Annotated in this window: 3 protein-coding genes and 2 pseudogenes; 1 reads left to right on the top strand and 4 read right to left on the bottom strand. The window is 71.0% G+C overall.

The annotated features are described in order from the left end of the window. Window positions 1–5: 5 nt before the first annotated feature. The 4 genes and pseudogenes from O0S08_RS44305 to O0S08_RS51480 all read right to left on the bottom strand — a co-directional run. Window positions 6–1,328 (bottom strand): leucine-rich repeat domain-containing protein, encoded by a 1,323-nt coding sequence (locus tag O0S08_RS44305; protein WP_269035560.1) that lies wholly within the window; start codon window positions 1,326–1,328, stop codon window positions 6–8. Between the two features lie 119 nt (window positions 1,329–1,447). Next, window positions 1,448–2,869 carry a DHA2 family efflux MFS transporter permease subunit gene (locus tag O0S08_RS44300; protein WP_269035559.1) on the bottom strand — a complete coding sequence of 474 codons (1,422 nt, stop codon included), beginning with the start codon at window positions 2,867–2,869 and terminating at the stop codon, window positions 1,448–1,450. Between the two features lie 286 nt (window positions 2,870–3,155). Further along, window positions 3,156–8,177 (bottom strand): annotated as a pseudogene (locus O0S08_RS51485) (type I polyketide synthase); the annotation flags it as partial. Window positions 8,178–8,294: 117 nt separating this feature from the next. Then, window positions 8,295–15,812 (bottom strand): annotated as a pseudogene (locus O0S08_RS51480) (amino acid adenylation domain-containing protein); the annotation flags it as partial. Between the two features lie 499 nt (window positions 15,813–16,311). Between O0S08_RS51480 and O0S08_RS44290 the strand changes: the two are divergent. Then, the gene (locus tag O0S08_RS44290; protein ID WP_269035558.1) at window positions 16,312–21,369 is read left to right on the top strand and encodes an AAA family ATPase; all 5,058 of its coding nucleotides are present in this window, start codon (window positions 16,312–16,314) and stop codon (window positions 21,367–21,369) included. Window positions 21,370–21,403: the final 34 nt, after the last annotated feature.

Here is a 21,403-nt window from a genome sequence, read left to right as displayed (position 1 = left end):
GACCGCTAATTTTCACACCCGCAATTATCGAGGGTCCCGAGGCAGGACGCGGGCTCGACCGTGAGCTGCGCGAGGAAATCATCGAAGGTGGCCTGTGTCAGGGCCGGGTTCCCCCCCGCCGTGAGCACGTTCAGCGCCTTGATCAGCGGAGCGCCGGCCAGGGAGTCGAGGTTCTGATTGCCGGCGAGGGTGAGACTGGAGACGTCCGCCAAGCTGTCGAGGCCGGCGAGGCTCGTCAGGCCGTCCATGCCGCCCACTTTCGGCGGTATGTCCATGCAATCGCCGATACGCACATAGGTGGCGGCCTCGAGCCCGCCGAGATCGGCGAGCGATGCGAGCTGAGGCATTCCGGCGAGCGTGAGGCCGACGAGCGAGGTGAGCTGTGAGAGCGGCTGGAGATCGGGGATGAGCGGCAGATCTTCGAGCTCCAACGAATAGGCGTCCTGGTCGGGATCTGCCATGGGCTCGAGGCCCGCGAGCGAGGTGAGCGCGTGGAGACTGCGCAGCTCCACGACGATACGGCCGGTCCGTGGTTGCGCCAGCAGACCCGCGAGCGGCGCGATGCTCGTCAGCGCGGGATCCTCGGCGAGACGCACAGTGATGTGAAAGTCCGGCAAAGTACCCCAGGCGGCGAGGCCGTCGATGTCCGCGAGCGCCGGGTTCTCCTCCAGCGTGACGGCACGAAGCCCGCCGAAATCAGCCGCGAAGGTGGGGAGGGTGGTGATGCCGGCGCGACGTACGGTGATCTCGAGCGCAGTCCGGAGCTCGCCGAGGCCGGAGATATCGGTCAGGGCGGGCGTGTCGGAGATCTCCAGGGTGGAGACGCTTTGCAGGCACGCGAACGAGTCGAGGCTTTCGAGCGCGGTGATTCCGCTGAGCCGCACGTTGCCGTGAACCCGGCGCAAGTTGGCGAACACCGCCAGCTCGTCCGGGGGGATGTCGCCGGTCAGGTAGAGCCTGTCGACCTCCGTCAGGCACGCGTACTGGGAGAAATCGGCGGTCTCGTCGAGCTCCAGCCAGTGGTCGAGCTTCCACGGGTTGTCACACGGCGGGCCGCACGGAGACGAGGCGCCAGAACTGCCGCTGCTCTCCGAGCTCGAGTGGCTCGTGCTCGTGCTCCCTGACGACGTACCGCCGGTGGTGGTCGGCGTGGTGTCCGTGACGGGGCCGCTGGTCGGCGAGCCGCTCGTGGCGGTGCCCTCCGTCGAATGCGAGGAGCCCGTCTCGCTGCCGCCATCGCCACCGCCCGGGGCCGGAGTACAGGAGGCGAGCCCCAGCGCGAGCGCGATGCTGCCTCTCGGCCCCCGCGGACGTGCCTGGGCCCTCACTGGCAGGGCCTCCCGTCCGGACCCGCTCCCGGACACTCGAGCGCTCCCATGATGGACGTGGCTCGCTGGAATCATGGCACTCGGTGGTTCGAGGTGACGGCGATGATCCTGTCGTACGATCATCTCTTGCGGATCTGCAGGCCGAGCGGCACTGCGACCAGGGCGACCAGCGTGGCGACCAGGTAGACGTCGTTGATGCCGGCCACCAGCGAGAGCTTTTCGACGGCGCCGCGCTCCGTCACCCCCTGCTGCACGAGCGCCTCGGCCTCGTGGCTCGAGAAGACGGCCAGGAGCGAGGTGAAGATGGCGATCGAGAACGCCCCGAACACGTTGCGCAGCCAGTTGCTGATCGAAGACGCGTGGCCCATCAGCTCGCGGGGGATCTCCTCCATCCCCGCGTTGCTGGCCGGCATCATCGACAGCGAGATCCCGACGTTGCGCACCAGCATCCACGCCAGCACGTAGGTCTGGGAGATCTCCGGCGTCAGGCGGCTCAGGGCGTACGTGCCGCCCGCGATCATCAGGACGCCGGTCGTCATCAGGACGCGCGGCCCGATCGAGCCGTACATGCGCCCGACCGCGGGCATCAGCAGCGCCATGGCCAGCGACGCCGGCAGCAGGACGAGGCCGGTCTCGAGCGGGGTGACGCCCTGGATCGTCTGCAGGAACACCGGCACGAGGAAGGCGCCCGAGTACAGGCTGATCGTGATGATGATCGCGACGATCAGGGTGACCAGATAGCGGCGGTTCGCCAGCACGCGCAGGTCGAGCAGCGGATGGCGGGACCTCAGCTCCCGGACGACGAAGGCGATCAGCGACAGCGTCCCGAGGACGAGCAGGGACAGGGTGCTGGCGTGCGTCCAGCCCCAGTCTCTCCCCTGGCTCAGGGCGATCAGGAGCGACAGGGTGCCGGTGATGACCGTGAGCAGCCCGGGCAGGTCGAAGGCCTTCGGGACCTGCAGGCGGTAGAAGGGGATGGTCCGCCCGGCCAACGCGACGGCGAGGACGCCGAGCGGCACGTTGATGAAGAAGAGCCACCGCCAGTCGCCGAGGGTGATGAGCCAGCCGGCGAAGGTCGGCCCGAACGCGGGCGCCAGGCTGGCCGAGAGGCTCCACAAGCTGGCCGCCAGCGCCTGCCGCTCCCGGGGCAGGAGCTGGTAGATGAGCGTCATGGTCACCGGCATGATGGCGCCGCTGAACGCGCCCTGGAGGAACCGGAAGGCCACCAGAGAGTACGAGTCCCAGGCCATGCCGCACAGCACGGACGCCAGGGTGAAGCCGACCAGGCTGGCGACGTACAGCGACTTGAAGCTGAAGCGGCCCCCCAGGTAGCCGGTGAGCGGCGCGCTGGTGCCCATGGCGAGCATGAAGCCGGTGAGGGTCCACTGCAGCAGCGAGAGCTCGGCGCCGAAGTACCGCTGCAGCTCGGGGATGGCGATGGTGATCGTGCTCGAGCTCAGCACCGACATGAACGACCCGACGAACAGGGCGAACATGAATGGCCAGAAGCGAGTGACTCGCGGCTCTTCCTGCGGGTTCATCGCGCGGCTGTCCCCATACCAGCGCAGCGCCGCGGCGTCACCACGTCGCGCGGGCGCGCGGCCTCGGTTCGCCGGCGGCGCAGGGCCGCGCGCGCACGGCGATCAGGGGGCCTCGCAGGCCGCGCGAGCCAGGAGAACCGCGGCGACGCGCAGCCGCGGCGCCGGCGCGGCGACGGATCACGGCGGAAGGTCTCGCAGGGGTCGCGGCCTCGTCGCTGTGTGTCTTCATGCACGCGGTCGCTCGCGAGCGTGGGGCCACGCGTCGAGCACCTCGGCGACCCGGCGTTCACGCCTGGAGATCAGGGGCCGGCCGCGGCGCCTCGCGCTGCAGGTAGCCGCGCATGGCGGCGGCGAGGCGTTCGACGTTGGCGTCTTTCATGATGGTGAAGTGGTTGCCCGGGATCTCGCGGGCCTCGACGCTGCCGCTCGTGTGCTCCTCCCAGCCGAGCGCGCCGCTCAGGCGGTGTGTGTTGGCGGACGCCGCGGCGTCGGCCACCAGGAGGGGCATCGGCTCACGGGCCCGGAATTGCAGCACGGTGCCCGAATAGGGGCGCGGCTCGTATTGATACCAGGCGCGCATGTTGTCGGTCAGGACCTGCAGGAGGTGCTCGAGCTGCCCGACCTCGGCGATCTCGGGGGCGAGGCGCTCGCGCTGGAGTCGATCGAACAGGTAGGCGAGGCGCTCCGAGGGGCGCAGGTCCGCGAGCTCCGAGGAGTCCGTTACTTCCGTGGCGAGGGTCAGCCCCATCTCCGCGGCGAACACCTGAAAGGCGCGGAGCTCGATGTCCGCGGCGCCGCGGCCGAACAGGGTCGGCGACGGGCTGTCGACGAGGAGCAGTGGGAGGACGTCCTGCCCGGCGACGCGGAGCTGCGAGGCCATCTCGAACGCGACTGCGCCGCCGAACGACCAGCCGCCGAGCACGTACGGCCCCTCGGGCTGGACCGCGCGGACCATGTGCAGATAATCGCGGGCGAGCGCCTCGATGCTGACGGGCCGGGCCCGGCGATCGGCGAGGCCGGGCGAGCGGATGGCGTAGATGGCCCGATCGAGCCGGAGGCTGCGCACCAGCTCCGAATAACAATAGACGTGCCCGCCGACGGGGTGCACGAGGAACAGCGGGCGCTCCGGGTCGCCGTCCTGCAGGCGGATGAGCTCGTCGAAGTCCGAGGGACCGGTGACCCCGCGCTGCCGCTCCTCGATGCCGGCGCTCAGGCGGGCGATCGTCGGCATGGCCACGAGCGCGTGCGAGTCGAGCGCGACCTCGAACGTGGCGCGCAGCTTCGTCAACATGCCGACCGCGATCAGCGAGTCGCCGCCGAGGGCGAAGAAGTCGTCGTCGACGCCGACCTGATCAAGGCCGAGGGCGCGCTCCCACAGCGCGGCGATCGTCCGCTCCGTGTCGGTCCGCGGCGGCGTGACCGCGCGAGGAGGCCGTGAACGGCCGGCGGGCGGGGCCTGGGTCGTCGCCGCGGCGATCGCCGCCCGCGAGCTCGCGCGGCGCGTGGGGTGCTCCTGGGTGGAGATGACGACGTGATCGGTCCCGGCGCGCTCCGCCTCCGTCCGCGGAAACACGTGGGCGCTGCGGAAGCCCTGCGCCGCGAACAGCTGCTCCCATCCTGCCGCGGAGAGGCTGGGCGAGTAGCGCCGGAGGTGGGTGTCCTCGAAGTGCCACCAGCCCTCCTCGAGGCCCCAGACGGCCGTGTGCCAGCGGGCGACCTCGGTCATCTCCACGAGGACCATGAGGCCGCCGGGGGCGAGCAGCCGGCGCAGCGCCGCGAGGCTCTTCTCGAGGTCGCGGGCGACGTGGAACGCGTCCAGGCTGACGATGATGTCGAAGGAGCCAGGTTGATGACCTTGCTCGGCGGGGTCCTCGTCGATGTCGAGGCGGCCCCACCGCATGAACTCGAGCCCCTCCTGGCGCGCCCGCTCCTCGGCGTTCAACGTGAAGTAGCGGCTGATGTCGGTGAACAGGTACTCGACGGAATGGCCCTCGAGGAACGGCGCGAGCTTCCAGGTGAGGACGCCGCGGCCGCCGCCGAATTCGAGGATCCGCACGGTGCGGCCGCCGGCGCTGCGCAGGGCCCGGTTGACGATGTCTCGCACCATCCGGATCGGGACCTCCGGACGCGAGGCGCGGACGAGCAGCTCCTCGGCCGGCTTGAGGAGGTCGTAGGTGCCGTCGGGGTGGAGCACGCTGGTGTTGTCGACGTCGCCGCGGAGGGCCGCGCGGTACGAGGCGCCGCAGTGCTCGAGGACGCCGAGGACGCCGCGCGCCTCGGGGAAGCGCTCCGCGAGCGACGCCGTGAGCGCTCGCGGTGAGGACAGGGCGTGCGCGCCGGGCAGGAGCTCGATCGTGTCGCCGGCGATCTGCAGCGCGCCTTCTTCCACGAGCGAGTGCAGGAAGAAATCGAAGTATTTTTCGAACTTCGGCAAGATGCCGAGCTCGGCGAGCAGCTCGCGCCGGCTGCACGTCGCGCCCACGTCGAGGGCTTTCCCGGCGAACAGGCAGGCGAAGAAGTGGGCGGCGCTCACCCGGTCGAGGCCGGCGAGCATCTCGGGATTTATCAATGATTCGGGCCCGCCGGCGTCGCGGAGCCGGGCGAACTTCGCCGCGATCTCGGTCGACTCCGCGGCCAGGTCGACTGCGATCCGATCGCCGTCCGCGGGCAAGGGTGCCTCGGCGCGCGCGCCTGCGTAGACGTGACGCGTGCGCTCGAACGGATAGGTGGGCAGCGGGACCCGCCGGCGACGCTCGCCGGACAGGTTGTCCCAGTCGACGTCGACGCCGGCACACCACAGTCGTCCCACCGCGCGGAGCAACGCCTCGGCGTCGCGCCGCTCGCCGACCGGGCTGGCCAGAGCGCTCACTGCGATTCGATCGGGGCCGCCCTTCGGGTGCCGGGTCACGAGCTTCGTCAGGGCGCTGCCCGGGCCGACCTCGAGGAAGACGTGACGCGGGTCGTCCAGGAGGGTGGCGAGCCCGGCGGCGAAGCGCACGGTCCCGCGGAGGTGACGCGCCCAGTAGGACGGGTCGGTCGCGTCGGCCTCGGTGACGAAGCGGCCGGTCAGGTTGGAGATCATCGGGACGCGCGGGGGCTTTCGCGTGAGTGTCGCGGCCCGCTCGGTCAGGCGAGCGGCGAACGGCTCGACCAGCGAGGAGTGAGCGGCGGTAGCGATCGCCAGGCGCTTGACGTCGCAGCCCTCGCGCAGGAGCTCCGCCTCGAGGCGACGCAACGCGGGGCCCGGCCCAGACACCACGCAATTGTCGGGGCCGTTGACCGCGGCGAGCGAGACTTCGTCGTCGAGCCGCCGCGCCAGCGCGTCCTCGGGGAGGCGCACGATCAGCGTCAGCACGTCCTCCGGCAGCGCCTCGTACAGCTCCCCGCGCGCGACGAGCAGCGCGACCGCGTCCGCGAGCGTCAAGACCCCGGCGACGCAGGCCGCGGCGTACTCGCCCAGGCTGTGGCCGGTCACCGCCGCCGGACGGATGCCCCAGGACAGGAGGAGCTCGGCCAGCGCGTACTCGGTCGAGAAGATCGTCGCAAAGTTCTCTCGCGGGCGCAGCACCTGCTCGGTCGCACGCGCACGCGCGTCGGCCTCCGGGAACAGCAACGCGCGGAGGTCGATCGCCATCGCCGCCGCGAACAGCTCGGCGCAGCGATCGAGGCTCGCCCGGTACACCGGCTCGCGCAGGTAGAGCTCCCGCCCCATGTCGAGCTCCTGCGTGCCACCGCCGGGGAACATGAACACGACCGGCGGCGGCTCGCTCGTGGCGATGCCTGTCGCGCCGTGCAGCGGATCGCGAGCGGCCAGGCGGGCCGCCGCCTCGTCGAGGTTCGTGGCGACGACGGCGCGCCGGTGAGAGAACCGCGCCCGGCCTCGTTGCAGCGTGGACGCGACGTCGCCGAGGTCGACCGCAGGCGCGCCGCGCAGGTGTGCCGCCAGCCGGTCGGTGCTCGCCTCGAGGGCGACCTCCGTGCGCGCCGAGAGCACGAGCAATTGGCTGCCGTCGGCCGGAGCCGGGGATGCGATCGCCGGCGCCTCCTCGAGGACGACGTGGGCGTTGGTCCCGCCGACGCCGAACGCGCTGACGCCGGCGCGGCGCGGCGTCGCTCCCCGCGGCCACGGGACAGGCTCCGCGCGGACGAAGAACGGGCTGGTCTCGAGCGACAGCTCGGGGTTCGGGCGGCGGAAGTGCAGGGTCGGCGGGATGAGCTCGTGCTCGAGCGAGAGCACCGCCTTGATCAGCCCGGTCACTCCGGACGCCGCGCCGAGGTGACCGATGTTGCCCTTCACCGAGCCGAGCGCGCAGAAGCCGATCTTCTGCGTGCTCCTGCGGAACACCTCGGTCAACGCGGCGACCTCGATCGGATCGCCGAGCCGCGTGCCGGTGCCGTGAGCCTCGACGTAGGTGATGCTCTCCGGGTCGACGGCCGCAGCCGCGTGCGCCCGGGCGATCGTCTCGATCTGCCCCGCCAGCCCCGGCGCGGTGTAGCCGACCTTGCGCGCGCCGTCGTTGGCGACCGCGGAGCCGCGGACGACCGCGTGGATGGTGTCGCCGTCGGCCAGCGCGTCGGCCAGCCGCTTGAGCACGACCGCGCCGACGCCGTTGCCGTTCACCGTGCCGCGAGCGTCGGCGTCGAAGGGCCGGCAATGGCCGTCGGGCGAGACCAGCGAACCGTCCTCGTAGACGTGACCGACGCGCGACTGCGGATGAATGGCGACGCCGCCGGCGAGCGCCATGTCGCACTCGCGCGCGAGCAGGCTCTTGCACGCGAAGTGCACCGCGACGAGGGACGTCGAGCACGCGGTCAGCAGCGTCACTGCCGGGCCGCGGAGGCCGAGCTTGTAGGCGACGCGCGTCGTCAGGCCGTCGGTCATGTTGGCGCTGGACGTCCGGTATTGCTCGCTGGCGAGGGGGCCGCCGCGGAAGCCGATCCGCTCCATCCAGTAGTTCGGCGCGTCGCTGCCGGCGAACACGCCGATCGAGCCGGGGTAGGCGAACGGATCGTGGCCGGCGTGCTCGAGGGCGGCCCACGCGACCTCGAGGAAGACGCGCTGCTGCGGATCCATCAGCGCGGCGTCGTTCGGGTTGTAGCCGAAGAAGGCGGCGTCGAACGCGAGGGCGTCCTCGAGGGCCCCGCTGGCGGGCACGAGGCCGCGGACGCCGAGCCACTCCGACGCGACGCCGAGGGCCTGCATCTCCTCGGTGGTGTAGAACGTGAGGCCCTCGACGCCGTCGCGGAGGTTGTGCCAGAAGGTGTCGATGTCCGGCGCCCTGGGGAAGCGACCGGCCAGGCCGACGATCGCGATCGCGTCCTCCGGTACGCCGGCGTCGATCGGTTTGCGCGCGGCCACGTGAGCCGAGCTGATGGGAGCGCGGCCCGACGTCTCCTTGCCGGTCAGCTCGCGGACGCGGTTCGCCAGGCTGCGGATCGTCGGGTACTGAAACAGCTCGACGATCGGCATGCTCGGCCCGAGGCGCGTCGAGATCGCCGCCCGCACCTGGGCGAGGAGCAGAGAGTGGCCGCCGAGCTCGAAGAACGGCTCGTCGAGGCCGATCTCGCCGATGTGGAGCAGGCCGCGCCAGATGTCGATCAGGACCGCCTCGACGTCGGCGACGGCCTGCTCGGTCGCCTGCGTTGGACGGGTGCGCTCCGGCGCGGGCAGGGCGTGGCGGTCGAGCTTGCCGCTCGCGTTGCGCGGCAGCGCCTCGAGCTCGACGAACGCCGCGGGGACCATGTAGTCGGGGAGCTTGGCCGCGAGGTGCTCGCGCAGCCGCGCGACCAGGGCGAAGGCCTGCCGCTCGCGCAGCGGGTTGTTGACGAGCGACGCCGCGGCCCGGCGAGCGACGTGTCGCGCACGCGCCCAGGCTCGCGGTCGCTTCACGTCGCGGGCCGGCTCGAACAGCGCGTCCATGAAGCCGGGGCCGCGCTCCCGCGACCAGGTGACGCGCACTGCGTGGCCGAGCTGTTCGCCGAGCTCCCACAACGCCTCGGGCTCGATCGCCGTAGCGACGCTCCGCGCGATCAGCTCCGCGCTCGTCACCTCGGCCCAGCCCGGCTGACGCAGCGCCTCGGACGCGCGCACGTCGGCGAGGACGCGCTCGTTCGGGACGCCGAGGAGCTCGATCGTCGCTCCGCGCGCGCCGCGGAGCTCGTGCGCGAGCGCCTCCAAATTCTGGACGTCGGCCCACGCGAGGGTGCGCCCCGCCTCGACCGGCGCCGGCGCCTCGCCGACGTGCAGCACCGCGTCGTAGCGGTAGCGCGTCATCTCGTCCGTCCCGCGGCCGCGCTTGAGCCAGACCTCGACGTGGGCGATGCGCGGGAGCTCCTCGCCCAGGGCGTGGAAGTACTCGGGCGAGACAGTGAGTTCCTCCTCGCGGAGCACGGCTCGCTGGACGCGCTCCCGGAGCTCGGCGAGCGGCGTGTCCGGGGCGGCCTTCGCCAGCTGCACCGAGGTGTGAAAGGCCGCGAGCAGGGGCAGGCTGCGCACGTCGCCGACGAACACGACGCCGGCGTCGGCGACCGAGCGGACCGCGCCCGTCAAGACGGAGCGGAGGTAGTCCTCGCCCGGGAAGTACTGCGCGATCGAGTTGAGGATGATCGTGTCGAGCGAGCCCGGCTCGATCGCGGCGAAGTCGGCGGCCTCGCGTCGCTGCAAGTTCACGTGCGCGAGGCCGTCCGCGAGCTGCGGGCGGATCGCCGCGAGCGCGTGCTCCGAGAAGTCGGTGCCGAGGTACGTCGCGCAGGAGGGCGCGACCTGGAGGAGCAGGAGGCCCGTGCCGCAGCCGATCTCCCACGCGCGCCGCGGCGAGAAGCTCAGGATCCGCTCGACAGTGCGGTCGCGCCAGGCTCGCATCGCCTCGGCCTCGATCGGCGCGCCGGTGTAGCTGCTGTTCCAGCCGACGATGTTGAACCGCGGATCGCCGTCGGGCTGGCGAGCCTCGTAGGTCTCCTCGTACAGCGCGCGCCAGCTCGACACGTGTTCGCCCTGCTGCGAGGCGAGTGAATTGTTCGAGGACGCGTCGCCGACGTCGGCGCGCGTGAAGTAGGCGACGAGTCGCTTCGCGTCGTGCTCGTCGGCGAGGGCGAGCACCACCGCGTCGTGCACCGCCGGGTGTTCGCGCAGGGCCGCCGCGATCTCCCCCGGCTCGATGCGGAAGCCGCGGATCTTCACCTGCTCGTCGATCCGGCCGAGGAACTCGAGGTGGCCGTCCGGCAGCCAGCGCACGAGGTCTCCGCTGCGGTAGAGCCGCGCGCCCGGCTCGTCCGAGAACGGGTCCGGGACGAACTTCTCCGCGGTCAGCCCCGGGTGGCCGAGGTAGCCGCGCGCGAGGCCGAGGCCGCCGATGAAGAGCTCGCCCGGGACGCCCGCCGGCGCTCGCTGGCCGCGCGCGTCGAGGACGTGGACGACCATGCCGTCGATCGGGCCACCGATCGCCGGCTCGCGCGTGACGTCGCGGTCAGGCTCGACCGGGCACGACGTGGTGACGACGCTCGCCTCGGTCGGGCCGTAGTTGTTCACCACGGCGAACGGCAGCGCGAGGCCGGGCCGGACGCGCAGCCTGTCGCCTCCGGTCAGCAGGAACCGCAGCGCGCAGCGTGCCGGCCACTCGAGGCGGAGCAGCTCCTCGGCGATCGCCGTCGGCTGGAACGAGACGGTGATCTCGCGCTGCACCAGCCAGTCTCGCATCTCCGCCGGCGACAGGCGGAGCGACGCCTCCGGGACGAACAGGCTCGCTCCGACGGCCAGGTACGGCCAGAGCTCCCACACCGACGCGTCGAAGCCGGGGCTGGCGACGAGCGTCGCCCGGTCGGCGCTCGTGACCGCGAACCGGCGCTCGTGCCAGGCGACGAGGTTGGCCAGGCCGCGGTGCTCGACGAGCACGCCCTTGGGCCGGCCGGTCGAGCCCGAGGTGTAGATGACGTACGCGAGGGCGTCGAGGTCGGCGCGGCGCGGCGGGCACGTCTCGCTCCACGTCGACAGCACCGACCCGGCGTCGTCGAGCCGGACCACGTGACCGGCGTATCCGGGCAGCTCCTCGGCGGCGCCCGGCCCGGCGATCAGCACCGTCGTGCCCGCGCTCGCCAGCATGCCCGCGAGCCGCTCCGCCGAGCCCTCCGGGTCGAACGGGACGTACGCCGCGGAGGCCTTGAGGACGGCGACGAGCGCGACCACGAGCTCGAGCGATCGGCCGGCGCACACGCCCACCAGCGCGCCCGCGCCGACGCCGAGGCCACGCAGCAGGTGCGCGAGCTGGTTGGCGCGGCGATCGAGCGCGCCGTAGGTCAGCGACCCGCGATCGGACACGACCGCGAGGGCGTCCGCTGCCGATCGAGCCTGCTGCTCGAAGCGATCGAGGACGGTCGAGGAGGGCCGCTCGCCGTCGCGGCCGCGGCTCCACTTCCTCAGCGTCTGCTGCTCGGCGTCCGCGAGCATCGACAGCGCCGACAGGGGACGCTCCGGCTCGGCGGCGACGGCGGCGACGAGCCGCTGCAGGTGCGCGATCATCCGCTCGATCGTCGCCCGCTCGAATCGATCGGCGCTGTACTCGAAGATGCAGGCCACGCCGCCGGCGCTCTCCCACGAATAGAACGAGAGGTCGAAGATCGACTTCTTGGCGTCGATCACCCAGTGCTCGCGGTAAAGGCCCGGGAGCTGCAGATCGCGGCCCGCGGGCGGCTGCGGGGCGTACGCGACCTGGACCAGCGGGTTGCGGCTCACGTCGCGCGCGAGCCGGAGCTCGTGGACCAGGCGCTCGAACGGCAGCGCGTCGTGGTCGTACGCCTCGAGGCAGGTCCTCCGCACCCGCGACAGCAGCTCGAAGAACGTCGGGTCGCCCGACAGATCGACGCGCATCGGCAGGGTGTTGACGAAGAACCCCATGATGCCCTCGAGCTCCACGCGATCGCGGTTGGCGCTCGGCATCCCGATCAGGAGGTCCTCGGCGCGCGTGTAGCGGTGCAGCAGCACCGCGAAGGCCGCGAGGAGGACCATGGTCAGAGTCGTGCCGTGGCGGACGCTCAGGGCCCGCAGGGCCTGGGTGTGCGCGGCGGACAGCGCGAAGTGGACCGCGGCGCCGTCGAAGCTCTGGACGGGCGGCCGCGGGCGGTCGCCGGGCAGATCGAGGACGAGCGGCGCGCCGCGCAGGGCTCCCTTCCAGTAGCGGAGCAGCGCCGCGGTCGACTCCTCGGACAGGTGCGTGCGCTGCCAGACCGCGAAGTCGGCGTACTGCAGCGGGAGCTCCGCGAGCGGCGGCGCGGCGTCCTCGCAGAAGTTGGCGTAGAGCGCCGAGATCTCGCGGAACGCGAGCTCGGTCGACCAGCCGTCCATCGTCAAATGATGAAAGTGCAACCAGAGGACGTGCTGATCCTCCGCGAGTCGCAACAATCCTGCGCGGAAGAGCGGGCCGCGCTCGAGGTCGAACAGCTGCTGACCCTCCGCCTCGAGGCGCTCGCGCACCTCGGCCTCCCGCGCTTCGGCGGGCAGATGGCGGAGGTCGACGACGTCGAGGCGGTAGGCCCCGCGCTCGTGAACGATCTGGACCGGCCGTCCCTCGATCTCCGCGTACGTCGTCCGCAGGATCTCGTGCCGCTCGACCAGCGCGCGCAGGCTGCGGTCGAGCGCCGGCACGTTCAGGGCGCCGGTGAAGCGATAGGGGTACATGCAATTGTACGCCCGGCTGCCCGGCGCGAGCCGCTTCAGGAACCACAGCCGCTCCTGTCCGAACGACAGCGGCAGCGGCTCGCCTCGCGGGGCGCCGGCGATCGCCTGCTCGGTGCCCGGGGCGCGCCGCTCCCTCCGCACCAACGCCGCGAGCTCGGCGACGGTCGCGGCGTTGAAGAACTCCTGGAAGCGGACCTCGACCGAGAGCACCGCGCGGAGGCGAGAGAACAGCTGGACCGCGTGGAGCGAGTGGCCGCCGAGCTCGAAGAAGTTGTCGTGCACGCCGACGCGCGGCAGCGCCAGGAGCTCCTTCCAGACGCCGGCCAGGAGCTCCTCGAGCTCGGAGCGCGGCGCCACGTGTTCGCGGCCGGTGGAGGGTCGCGACTCGTCGGGCGCCGGCAGGGCCTTGCGGTCGAGCTTCCCGTTCGGCGTGAGCGGGAGGGCCTCGAGCAGGTAGAAGGCCGCGGGGATCATGTAATCCGGCAGCCGCAGGGCCAGAGCGCGCCGCAGGCCGCGGACGAAGGCGTCGTCCGTCCCGCGGAGGTTGTCCCCGCGATTCGTCGCCACGTAGGCGAGCACCTGCCGCTCGCCGCCGATCACCGGGGCGATCACCGCTGCCTGTCGCACGCCGGCCTGCTCCGCGATCGCGGCCTCGATCTCGCCGAGCTCGATGCGAAACCCGCGGATCTTCAGCTGGTGATCGATGCGCCCGAGGAACTCGATCGTCCCGTCCTCGCGCACGCGCCCGAGGTCGCCGGTCCGGTACATCGTGGCCCCCGGCCTGGCCGCGAACGGATCGCACAGGAACCGCTCCGCAGTGAGCGCGGGCCGGCGAAAATAGCCGCGCCCGACGCCCTCGCCGCCGATCCAGATCTCGCCGCTGACGCCGATCGGCGCGGGCTGCTGGTGGCGGTCGAGGATGTAGGCGGTCGCGCGCGCGACCGGTCGGCCGATCGGGATCGAAGCACCCGGCGGCGGCGGCTGCTCGACGCGGAACCACGTCGCGCAGGTGGTCGTCTCGGTCGGCCCGTAGCCGTTGACGAGGTTCTGCGGCGGGCCGGCCTCGAGCACCATGCGCACGGCCTCGGGCTCGAGCGCATCGCCGCCGCACACCAGCGTCTTCAGCGGGGCGAACGCGCCCGGGAGCTCGCGCGCGACCTGGGCGAACAGGGCGGGCGTCAGGACCATCACGGTGATCGGGTGGGCCGCGATCTTCCGCGCGAGCGTCTCCGGCGACAGGGCGACGTCGCGGGTGATGCCGACGAGCTCCGCGCCGTGCATGAGGGCGCCCCAGATCTCCATGGTCGCGGCGTCGAACGAGGCGTTGGCCGTCTGGGCCACGTGGTCGTCCGGCTCGACCTGCATGTAATCGGTGTCGACGACCAGGTTGAGCACGCAGCGGTGCTGAACGCCCGCGCCTTTGGGCTTCCCGGTCGACCCGGACGTGTACATCACATACGCGAGGTTCTCCGGGCCTTCACCCGCCAGCGGCTCGACCGCGTGCACCGGCTCCGCGTCGAGGAGCGCACGCTCGGCGTCGAACCGCACGACCTTGGTGCGATCGGCGGGCACCCAGGTCGTGTAACGATCCTTGCTGAGGAGGACCGCGACCTCGGAGTCCGCGAGCATGAATTCGAGGCGCTGGGCCGGGTGCGCCGGGTCGAACGGCACGTAGGCGCCGCCCGCCTTGAGGATCCCGAGCATGGCCACGAGCATGTCGCACGAGCGATCCATGCACACGCCGACGAGCACGTCGGGCCCGACCGCGAACTTCCGCAGGAGGTGAGCGACCTGGTTGCTCCGGCGATCGAGCTCGCCGTACGTCATCGTCGCGTCGAAGCACAACGCCGGCGCGTCCGGAGCCCGCCGCGCGTGCGCCTCGAACCGCACGTGGAGGCGGTCTGCGCCGCGCGAAGGCACAGACATGTCGAGCCCGGCGAGGACGCTGCGGCGCTCGTCCGCGGTCATCAGCGGCAGCCGCGACACCCGTGCGTCGGGGTCCTGGGCGGCGCCGCGGAGCAGCACCTCCCAGTGTCCGAGCAGCCGCGCGACGGTGGCCGGGTCGAACAGGTCCCGGTTGTATTCCGCCCGCGTCGTCAGGCCGCCGGCGACCTCCTGGACGGTCACGATGAGGTCGTACGCGACGTGGGGCAGGTCGACGTCGACCGGCGTCATCACGAAGGACGAGCCCTGTCGTGGCGCGCGCGGCGGCGGACGCAGGTGAAAGAGCACCTGAAAGAGGGGAGTCCGGCTCGGGTCTCGCGGCGGCGCCAGCGTCTCCACCACCGCCTGGAACGACACCTCGCCGTTCTCGCGCGCCCCCTGTACCGCGCGGTGGAGCCCCTGCGCGAACTCGCGGAATGACGGATCTCCGGCGAACCGCCCCCGGAACACCACCGGATTGCCGAAGTAGCCGATGATTCCTCGCAGGTCCGGGTGAGCCCGGCCCGCGAGCGGGGCGCCGACGAGGATATCGTCTTGATGGCTGTGCCGGTGGAGGACGCTCTCGAGCGCGGCGAGCAGGAGCGAATACAGGTCGACGCCCAGCTCGCCGGCGAAGACGCGGAGCGCCGCGGTGAGGCCGGGCTCGAGCCGGCGCTCCTCGTGGGCGCCGGCGAAGGTCTGCGCGGCGGACCGCGGTCGATCGACGGGCAATGCGATGGAGACCGGGGCGTCGGAGAGCTCGGCCCGCCAATAGGCGAGCTGGCGGGCGAGCACTTCGGGGTCGTGGTCGACCTGCGAGCGCGCGTAGTCTTGATATTGCAGGGGTAGCGGAGACGGACGATCGCCGTGGTAGGCCGCGAACAACTCGGCGAAGAACAGCTCGATGCTGGCATCTCCGTCGGAGGCGATATGATGCATGACGAGGACGAGGAGGTGCCGTCGCTCGTGCAGGCGGAGCAGGGTCACGCGAAACAGCGGACCCTGCTCGAGATCGAACGGAATGCAGGCCTCTTCCGCGGCGACCGCGAGCGCGTCCCCGTCCGAGGCCTTGTGGCCGTCCGAATCGAGATGTACGACCCGGAGCGCGGGCTCCGTCGGCGGTCGGACGATCTGCGCCGGCTGTCCGCATACCTCGGTGATCGTGGTCCTCAGCGCCTCGTGACGCGCGACGATGGAACCGAGCGCCCGGCGAATCTGCGCAGCGTCGACCTCGCCGTCCAGCCACACCGCGCCGCGCTCGTGAAAAGCTGGCAGCGCGCCATGGAATCGAGCCAGCACCCACATTCTCGCCTGCTCCGTGGAGAGAGGCGCACAGATCGAATCATCCATCATAAACCCCCATTGACCCGATCGTCATGACCAGCGCGCCCGACACCGCCACCATCGGCGAACCACGGTGCGCGCGCGAAATTGAGAGAAATAACGGGGGAAGCTCCGTTCGAGGCAGTCTAGCATCGGGAGAACCGACGGTAAAACGGTGAAAAAACATAGTGGGTAGTGCCCGGGCGGGCCTGATGTCATTCTGCGCTCGTGTCTCGACTGCATCCGCGGCCGGGCGTGGGGGCGGCGCGCGGGCGGCCACGGCTACATCGAGCCTCATGTGGGCAAGGTGCGTCGTCACGGTCGCGCTGGGTCGAGGCCGTTGACACGGCCTCCGCCCGTGTGCTTCCTAGTGCCTGAGTGCCCGCGGACAGGCGAAACCGCGCTCGCCGTCCGCCGCGAAGGAACAGCGTCTCGCCGGGCGAGAACACGAGGGGGGCGGGGTGACAGCGTTCACACGTCCCTCACGGGCTTTCGAGCGAGTCGGAGCGGAGCAGGCGACCCCATCATGACCAGCACGACGGAATACACGCTCACCGAGGCCATCCACGAGTCCGCCTCGACGGTCGTCTACCGGGGCTACCGGAACCACGACAAGCTCGCTGTCATCGTCAAGCGCCTGAAGAGCGCGCTGCCGACCGCGGCCGAGATTGCGAAGATCAAATACGAATACGCGGTGACGCGGGGCCTGAACCTGCCCGGCGTCGCCAAGGTGTACGGCCTCGAGACGATCGGCAACAACCTCGCGCTCATCGTCGAGTCCCGCGGCGGCCTCGCGCTGAGCGAGGTCATCGGCCAGCGCGAGCTGACGACCAAGGAGACGCTCACGCTCGCCGTCTCGATCGCGGGCACGCTCGAGTCCCTGCACCAGAGCGGCGTCATCCACATGGATGTCAAGCCGCACAACATCATCGTCGACATGGCCACGCTCGAGGCCAAGATCACCGACTTCGGCAGCGCCACGCGCCTGTCGCAGGAGGCGCAGAAGGTGACGAGCCCGGCCGCGCTCGAGGGCACTCTGGCCTATGTCTCGCCCGAGCAGACCGGCCGCGTCAGCTACTCGATCGACTCCCGGACGGACCTCTACTCGCTGGGCGTCTCGCTCTACGAGATGACGACCGGGGTGCTGCCATTCGACACGACCGATTTCATGGACCTCGTGCACAGCCACATTGCTCGGCTGCCGAAGCCCCCGCACGAGGTCAAGCGCGGCACGCCGAAGGTCCTCTCGGACATCATCACGCGGCTCCTGGCCAAGAGCCCGGACGACCGCTATCAGACCGCGCACGGCCTCCGCGCGGACCTCGTGGAGTGCCTCGAGCGGCTGGCGACGAAGGCCACGATCGACTCGTTCCCGCTCGGTCGCCACGACTTCGTCGACAAGCTGCGGATCCCGCAGAAGCTCTACGGGCGCGAGGCGGAGCTCGCGGTCATCCGCGAGGTGTGGAAGCGCGCCTCCGAGGGCCCGATCGAGCTCCTGCTCGTGTCGGGCTATTCGGGCATCGGCAAGACCGCCCTCGTCAACGAGATCCACCAGACGATCGCCCAGAGCAACGGGTACTTCGTCGCGGGGAAGTTCGACCACCTCAATCGCGCCACGCCGTACGCGGCCGTCGCCCACGTCTTCCGCGAGCTCATCCGCACGATCCTCACCGAGCCGCCGGAGTCGCTCGCGGCCTGGCGCGGCCGGCTCAAGGACGCCGTCGGCGCGAACGGCCAGCTCCTCGTCGACTTCATCCCCGAGCTCGAGCTCGTCATCGGCCAACAAGAGCCGGTCCAGGCGCTCGGCCCGACCGAGGCGCAGAACCGCTTCAACCTGACGTTCAAGAACTTCTGCCGCGCGTTCCCCAGCCAGCAGCGCCCGCTCGCGCTGTTCCTCGACGACCTCCAGTGGGCCGACCCGGCCTCGTTGCGGCTGCTCCAGGCGCTGCTGACCGAGTCCGACCTGAGCCACATGCTCGTGCTCGGGGCCTACCGCGACAACGAGGTCGACGCGACCCACCTGTTCGCGATGACGCTGGCGGAGATCCGCAAGGCGCAGGCCAACGTCAGCGAAATTACCCTCGAGCCGCTGGCCCGACCGACGGTGAGCCAGCTGATCGCCGACACGCTCGGCTGCCCGCGCGAGCGCTCCGAGCCGCTCGCCGCGCTGGTGTTCGCGACGACCCAGGGCAACCCGTTCTTCATCGGCCAGTTCCTGAAGACGCTGCACCAGAAGAAGCTGCTGTACTTCGACCTCAACTCCCGCGCCTGGGCGTGGGACATGGCCGGCATCCAGCGGACGAAGGTGACGGACAACGTCATCGACTTCATGGCGGAGAAGATCCAGCAGCTCCCCGTCGGCGCCCAGAAGGTCCTCACGCTCGCCGCGTGCATCGGCCACACCTTCGACCTCCACACGCTGTCCCTGGTCGCCGGCAAGTCGCGCCGCGAGGTCGCGGCCGAGCTGTGGGAGGCGCTGCGCGCGGGCCTCGTGGTGCCGACCGACGCCGACTCGCGGTTCTTCGAGGTGTCGGCCCAGGAGGGCCAGCAGAGCGTCGAGGAGGAGCTCATCGCGGCGGTCAACGCGACGTATCGCTTCCTGCACGACCGCGTCCAGCAGGCCGCCTATTCGATCGTCCCGGAGCCGCAGCGGCAGGCGCAGCACCTCGTGATCGGCCGGCTCATGCTGGCCAACGGCCGCCGCGACGACGGCGACGGCGAGCTGTTCGAGATCGCCGGGCACATGAGCCGCGGCGCCAGCCTGATCACCGACCCGGCGGAGCGCCTGGCGGTCGCGCGCCTGGACCTCGACGCCGGGCGGAGGGCGGCCGAGGGCGCCGCTTACGACGCCGCGGCCCGCTACCTCGAGTCCGGCCTGTCGCTGCTCGAGGAGCGCTCCTGGACCGACGAGTACGCGCTCACGCTCGCCATTCACACGGAGCTCGCCGCCGCCAAGTACCTCAGCGGCGACTTCACCGCGGCAGAACGGCTGCTCAAGGCCGCCCTCGCCCACGCGCGCGACGACGTCGACCGCGCGCGCGTCCACGGGTCCTGCCTGACGTTCTACATGGCGTTCGGCAAGCTGATGGAGGCCGTCAAGTCCGGCCTCACCGCGGTCTCCCTGCTGGGCGTGGAGATCCCCGAGAGCGCCGAGCAGCGCGCGGCGATGCTCGTGGGCGAGACCCGCGCCCTCCAGGCGACCCTGCAGACCCGCACGATCAGCGAGCTCGTCGACCTGCCGGCCGTCACCGACCCGGCGAAGCAGGCGGTGATCACGATCCTCGCCGACCTCGCGTCGGTCGCCATCGCCGTCGACCCGTCGCTGGGGCCGCTGCTGGTCGCCAAGCTGGTCAACTATTCGATCGAGCACGGCAACGCGTTCGGCTCGGCGTTCGGCTACGGCCTGCACGCGGTGCTCTGCCTCGGCGGCATCCCCAATTACGGCGGCACGCCGGACCGCTACCGCGAGGCGTACGAGTTCTCGAAGCTGTCGACGGAGCTCAACGAGCGGCGGAAGGACGCGCGCCTGACCTGCAGGCTGCTGGCGATGCACGCGGCGCTGCTCCACTTCTTCGAGCCGCTGGCGGCGGTGCTCAAGGCGCTCGAGCGCGTCCGGCAGGTCGGCTTCGAGTCGGGAGACCTGGCGTTCGCGTCGTACTCCTGCATCCATCTGATCTCGACCAAGCTCGCCCGCGGCGACGAGCTCGAGGAGCTCGAGGAGGAGATCGATCAAAACCTCAAGCTGATGGAGCGGACCAACGAGCGGATGACGACGCTGATCCTGAAGGGCGCGAAGCAGGTGATCGCGACCCTGAAGGGGCTGACGGCGGGCTGGAACTCGTGGGACAGCGAGGGCTTCGACGAGGCGGCGTTCCTGCGCACCGGCGAGGAGAACAAGCTCAGCACCGTCGTCGGCTGGTACTACACGCTGAAGCAGCAGCTCTGCTACCTCTACGGCGACTTCGCCGGGGCTCTGACGCTGCTCGAGCCGCTGGAGAAGGTCATCGCCGGCTGGTCGAGCCACTTCTTCACCACGGACGTGACGTTCTACGCCTGCCTGACGTACGCGGCGCTGTGCGACACGAGCCCGCCGGAGCAGAAGGAGCGATACCTCGAGATCATCGCCCAGCGCCAGACGGAGCTGGGCCGCTGGGCCGAGCTGTGCGTCGCGAATTACGGCCACAAGCACACGCTCGTGAAGGCCGAGGTGGCGCGGGTGCGCGGCCGCGAGGACGAGGCCGCCACGCTGTACGACCAGGCGATCGACCTGGCCAAGGAGAACGGGTTCTGGCGCGACGCGGCGATGGCGAGCGAGGTCTGCGCGCGGTTCTACCTCGGCAAGGGCCGCACCCGCATCGCCCGCGCGTACATGACGGACGCGTACCACGGCTACCTGTACTGGGGCGCGACGGCCAAGATGGAGGACCTGATGGCCCGCTTCCCGGAGCTCATCACGCAGGGCGTGACGCTCCCGGGGGCCCGCGACGTCCGCTCGTCGTCGCCGTCCCCGCGGCGCCGGCCGTCGTCGACGACCAAGCTGAACGCCAGCTTCCTCAACGTCGAGGCGGTCATCCGCTCGGCGCAGGTGATCGCCGGTGAGGTGGTGCTCGAGAAGGTCGTCGACCGCCTGATGGACGTGGTCATCAAGAGCGCCGGCGCCCAGAAGGGCGTGCTGATCCTCGAGCGCGAGCGGCGACTGATCGTCCAGGCGTCGCGGTCGGTGGACGGGGCCGGCGCGGCGAACCCGGGCGTGCCGATCGAGACGAGCTCGGACATCCCGCGCAGCGTGGTGCAGTACGTGGCCCGCACGGGCGACGCGGTGATCTCGGGCGACGTCTCGCAGGAGCCGCGCTTCGCCGCCGACCCGTACGTCGCGGCGAACCAACCGAAGTCGATCCTGTGCCTGTCGATGACGCACCAGGGGCGCGCGACGGGGATGCTCTACCTCGAGAACAGCATCGCCAAGAACGCGTTCTCGGAGGCCCAGACGGAGCTGTTGAAGCTGTTCCTGACCCAGGCGGCGATCGCGGTCGAGAACGCCCTGCTGTACAAGCACGTGCAGGAGCGGACCGAGGCGCTCTACCGGACCGAGGAGCAGCTCCGGGTCGAGTTCACCGAGCGCGAACGCAGCGAGCAGGCACGCGTGGCCCTCCAGGAGGAGATCATCCGCGTGCAGAACGAGCGGCTGGCGGAGCTCTCCACGCCGTTCATCCCGATCACGGACCGCGTCATGGTGATGCCGCTGATCGGGACGATGGACTCGAAGCGGGCGCAGGAGGTGCTGGCGACGGCGCTGCAGGGCGCGCAGGCGAACCGCGCCGAGGTCGTCATCATCGACATCACCGGCGTGAACATCGTCGACACCGACGTGGCGAGCACGCTCCTCCGCACCGCGTCCGCGCTCCGGCTGCTCGGCGTCCTGGCCGTCCTCACGGGCATCCGCCCCAACGTGGCGCAGGCGCTCATCAGCCTGCAGATCGACTTCGGCGGGATCGTGACGCAAGGGACGCTGCAGAACGGGATCGCCTACGCGCTCGAGCGCACCAGCAGCTCGTTGACGGGGCACGACACGAAGCCGCGCTGACCGGGCCGCGAGGGGCGCGGAAGCTCCGTCGCTC

It is taken from the genome of Nannocystis punicea (assembly GCF_026965555.1).
GTDB lineage: Bacteria > Myxococcota_A > Polyangia > Nannocystales > Nannocystaceae > Nannocystis > Nannocystis punicea.
Note: the sequence above shows the minus strand (reverse complement) of the source record. Positions and strands in the feature narration are given on the sequence as shown.

Excerpts from the sequence above, each read along its gene's own strand:
- O0S08_RS44300 (WP_269035559.1), bottom strand. The coding sequence starts at position 2,869 with ATGAACCCGCAGGAAGAGCCGCGAGTCACTCGCTTCTGGCCATTCATG.
- O0S08_RS44290 (WP_269035558.1), top strand. The coding sequence starts at position 16,312 with ATGACCAGCACGACGGAATACACGCTCACCGAGGCCATCCACGAGTCC.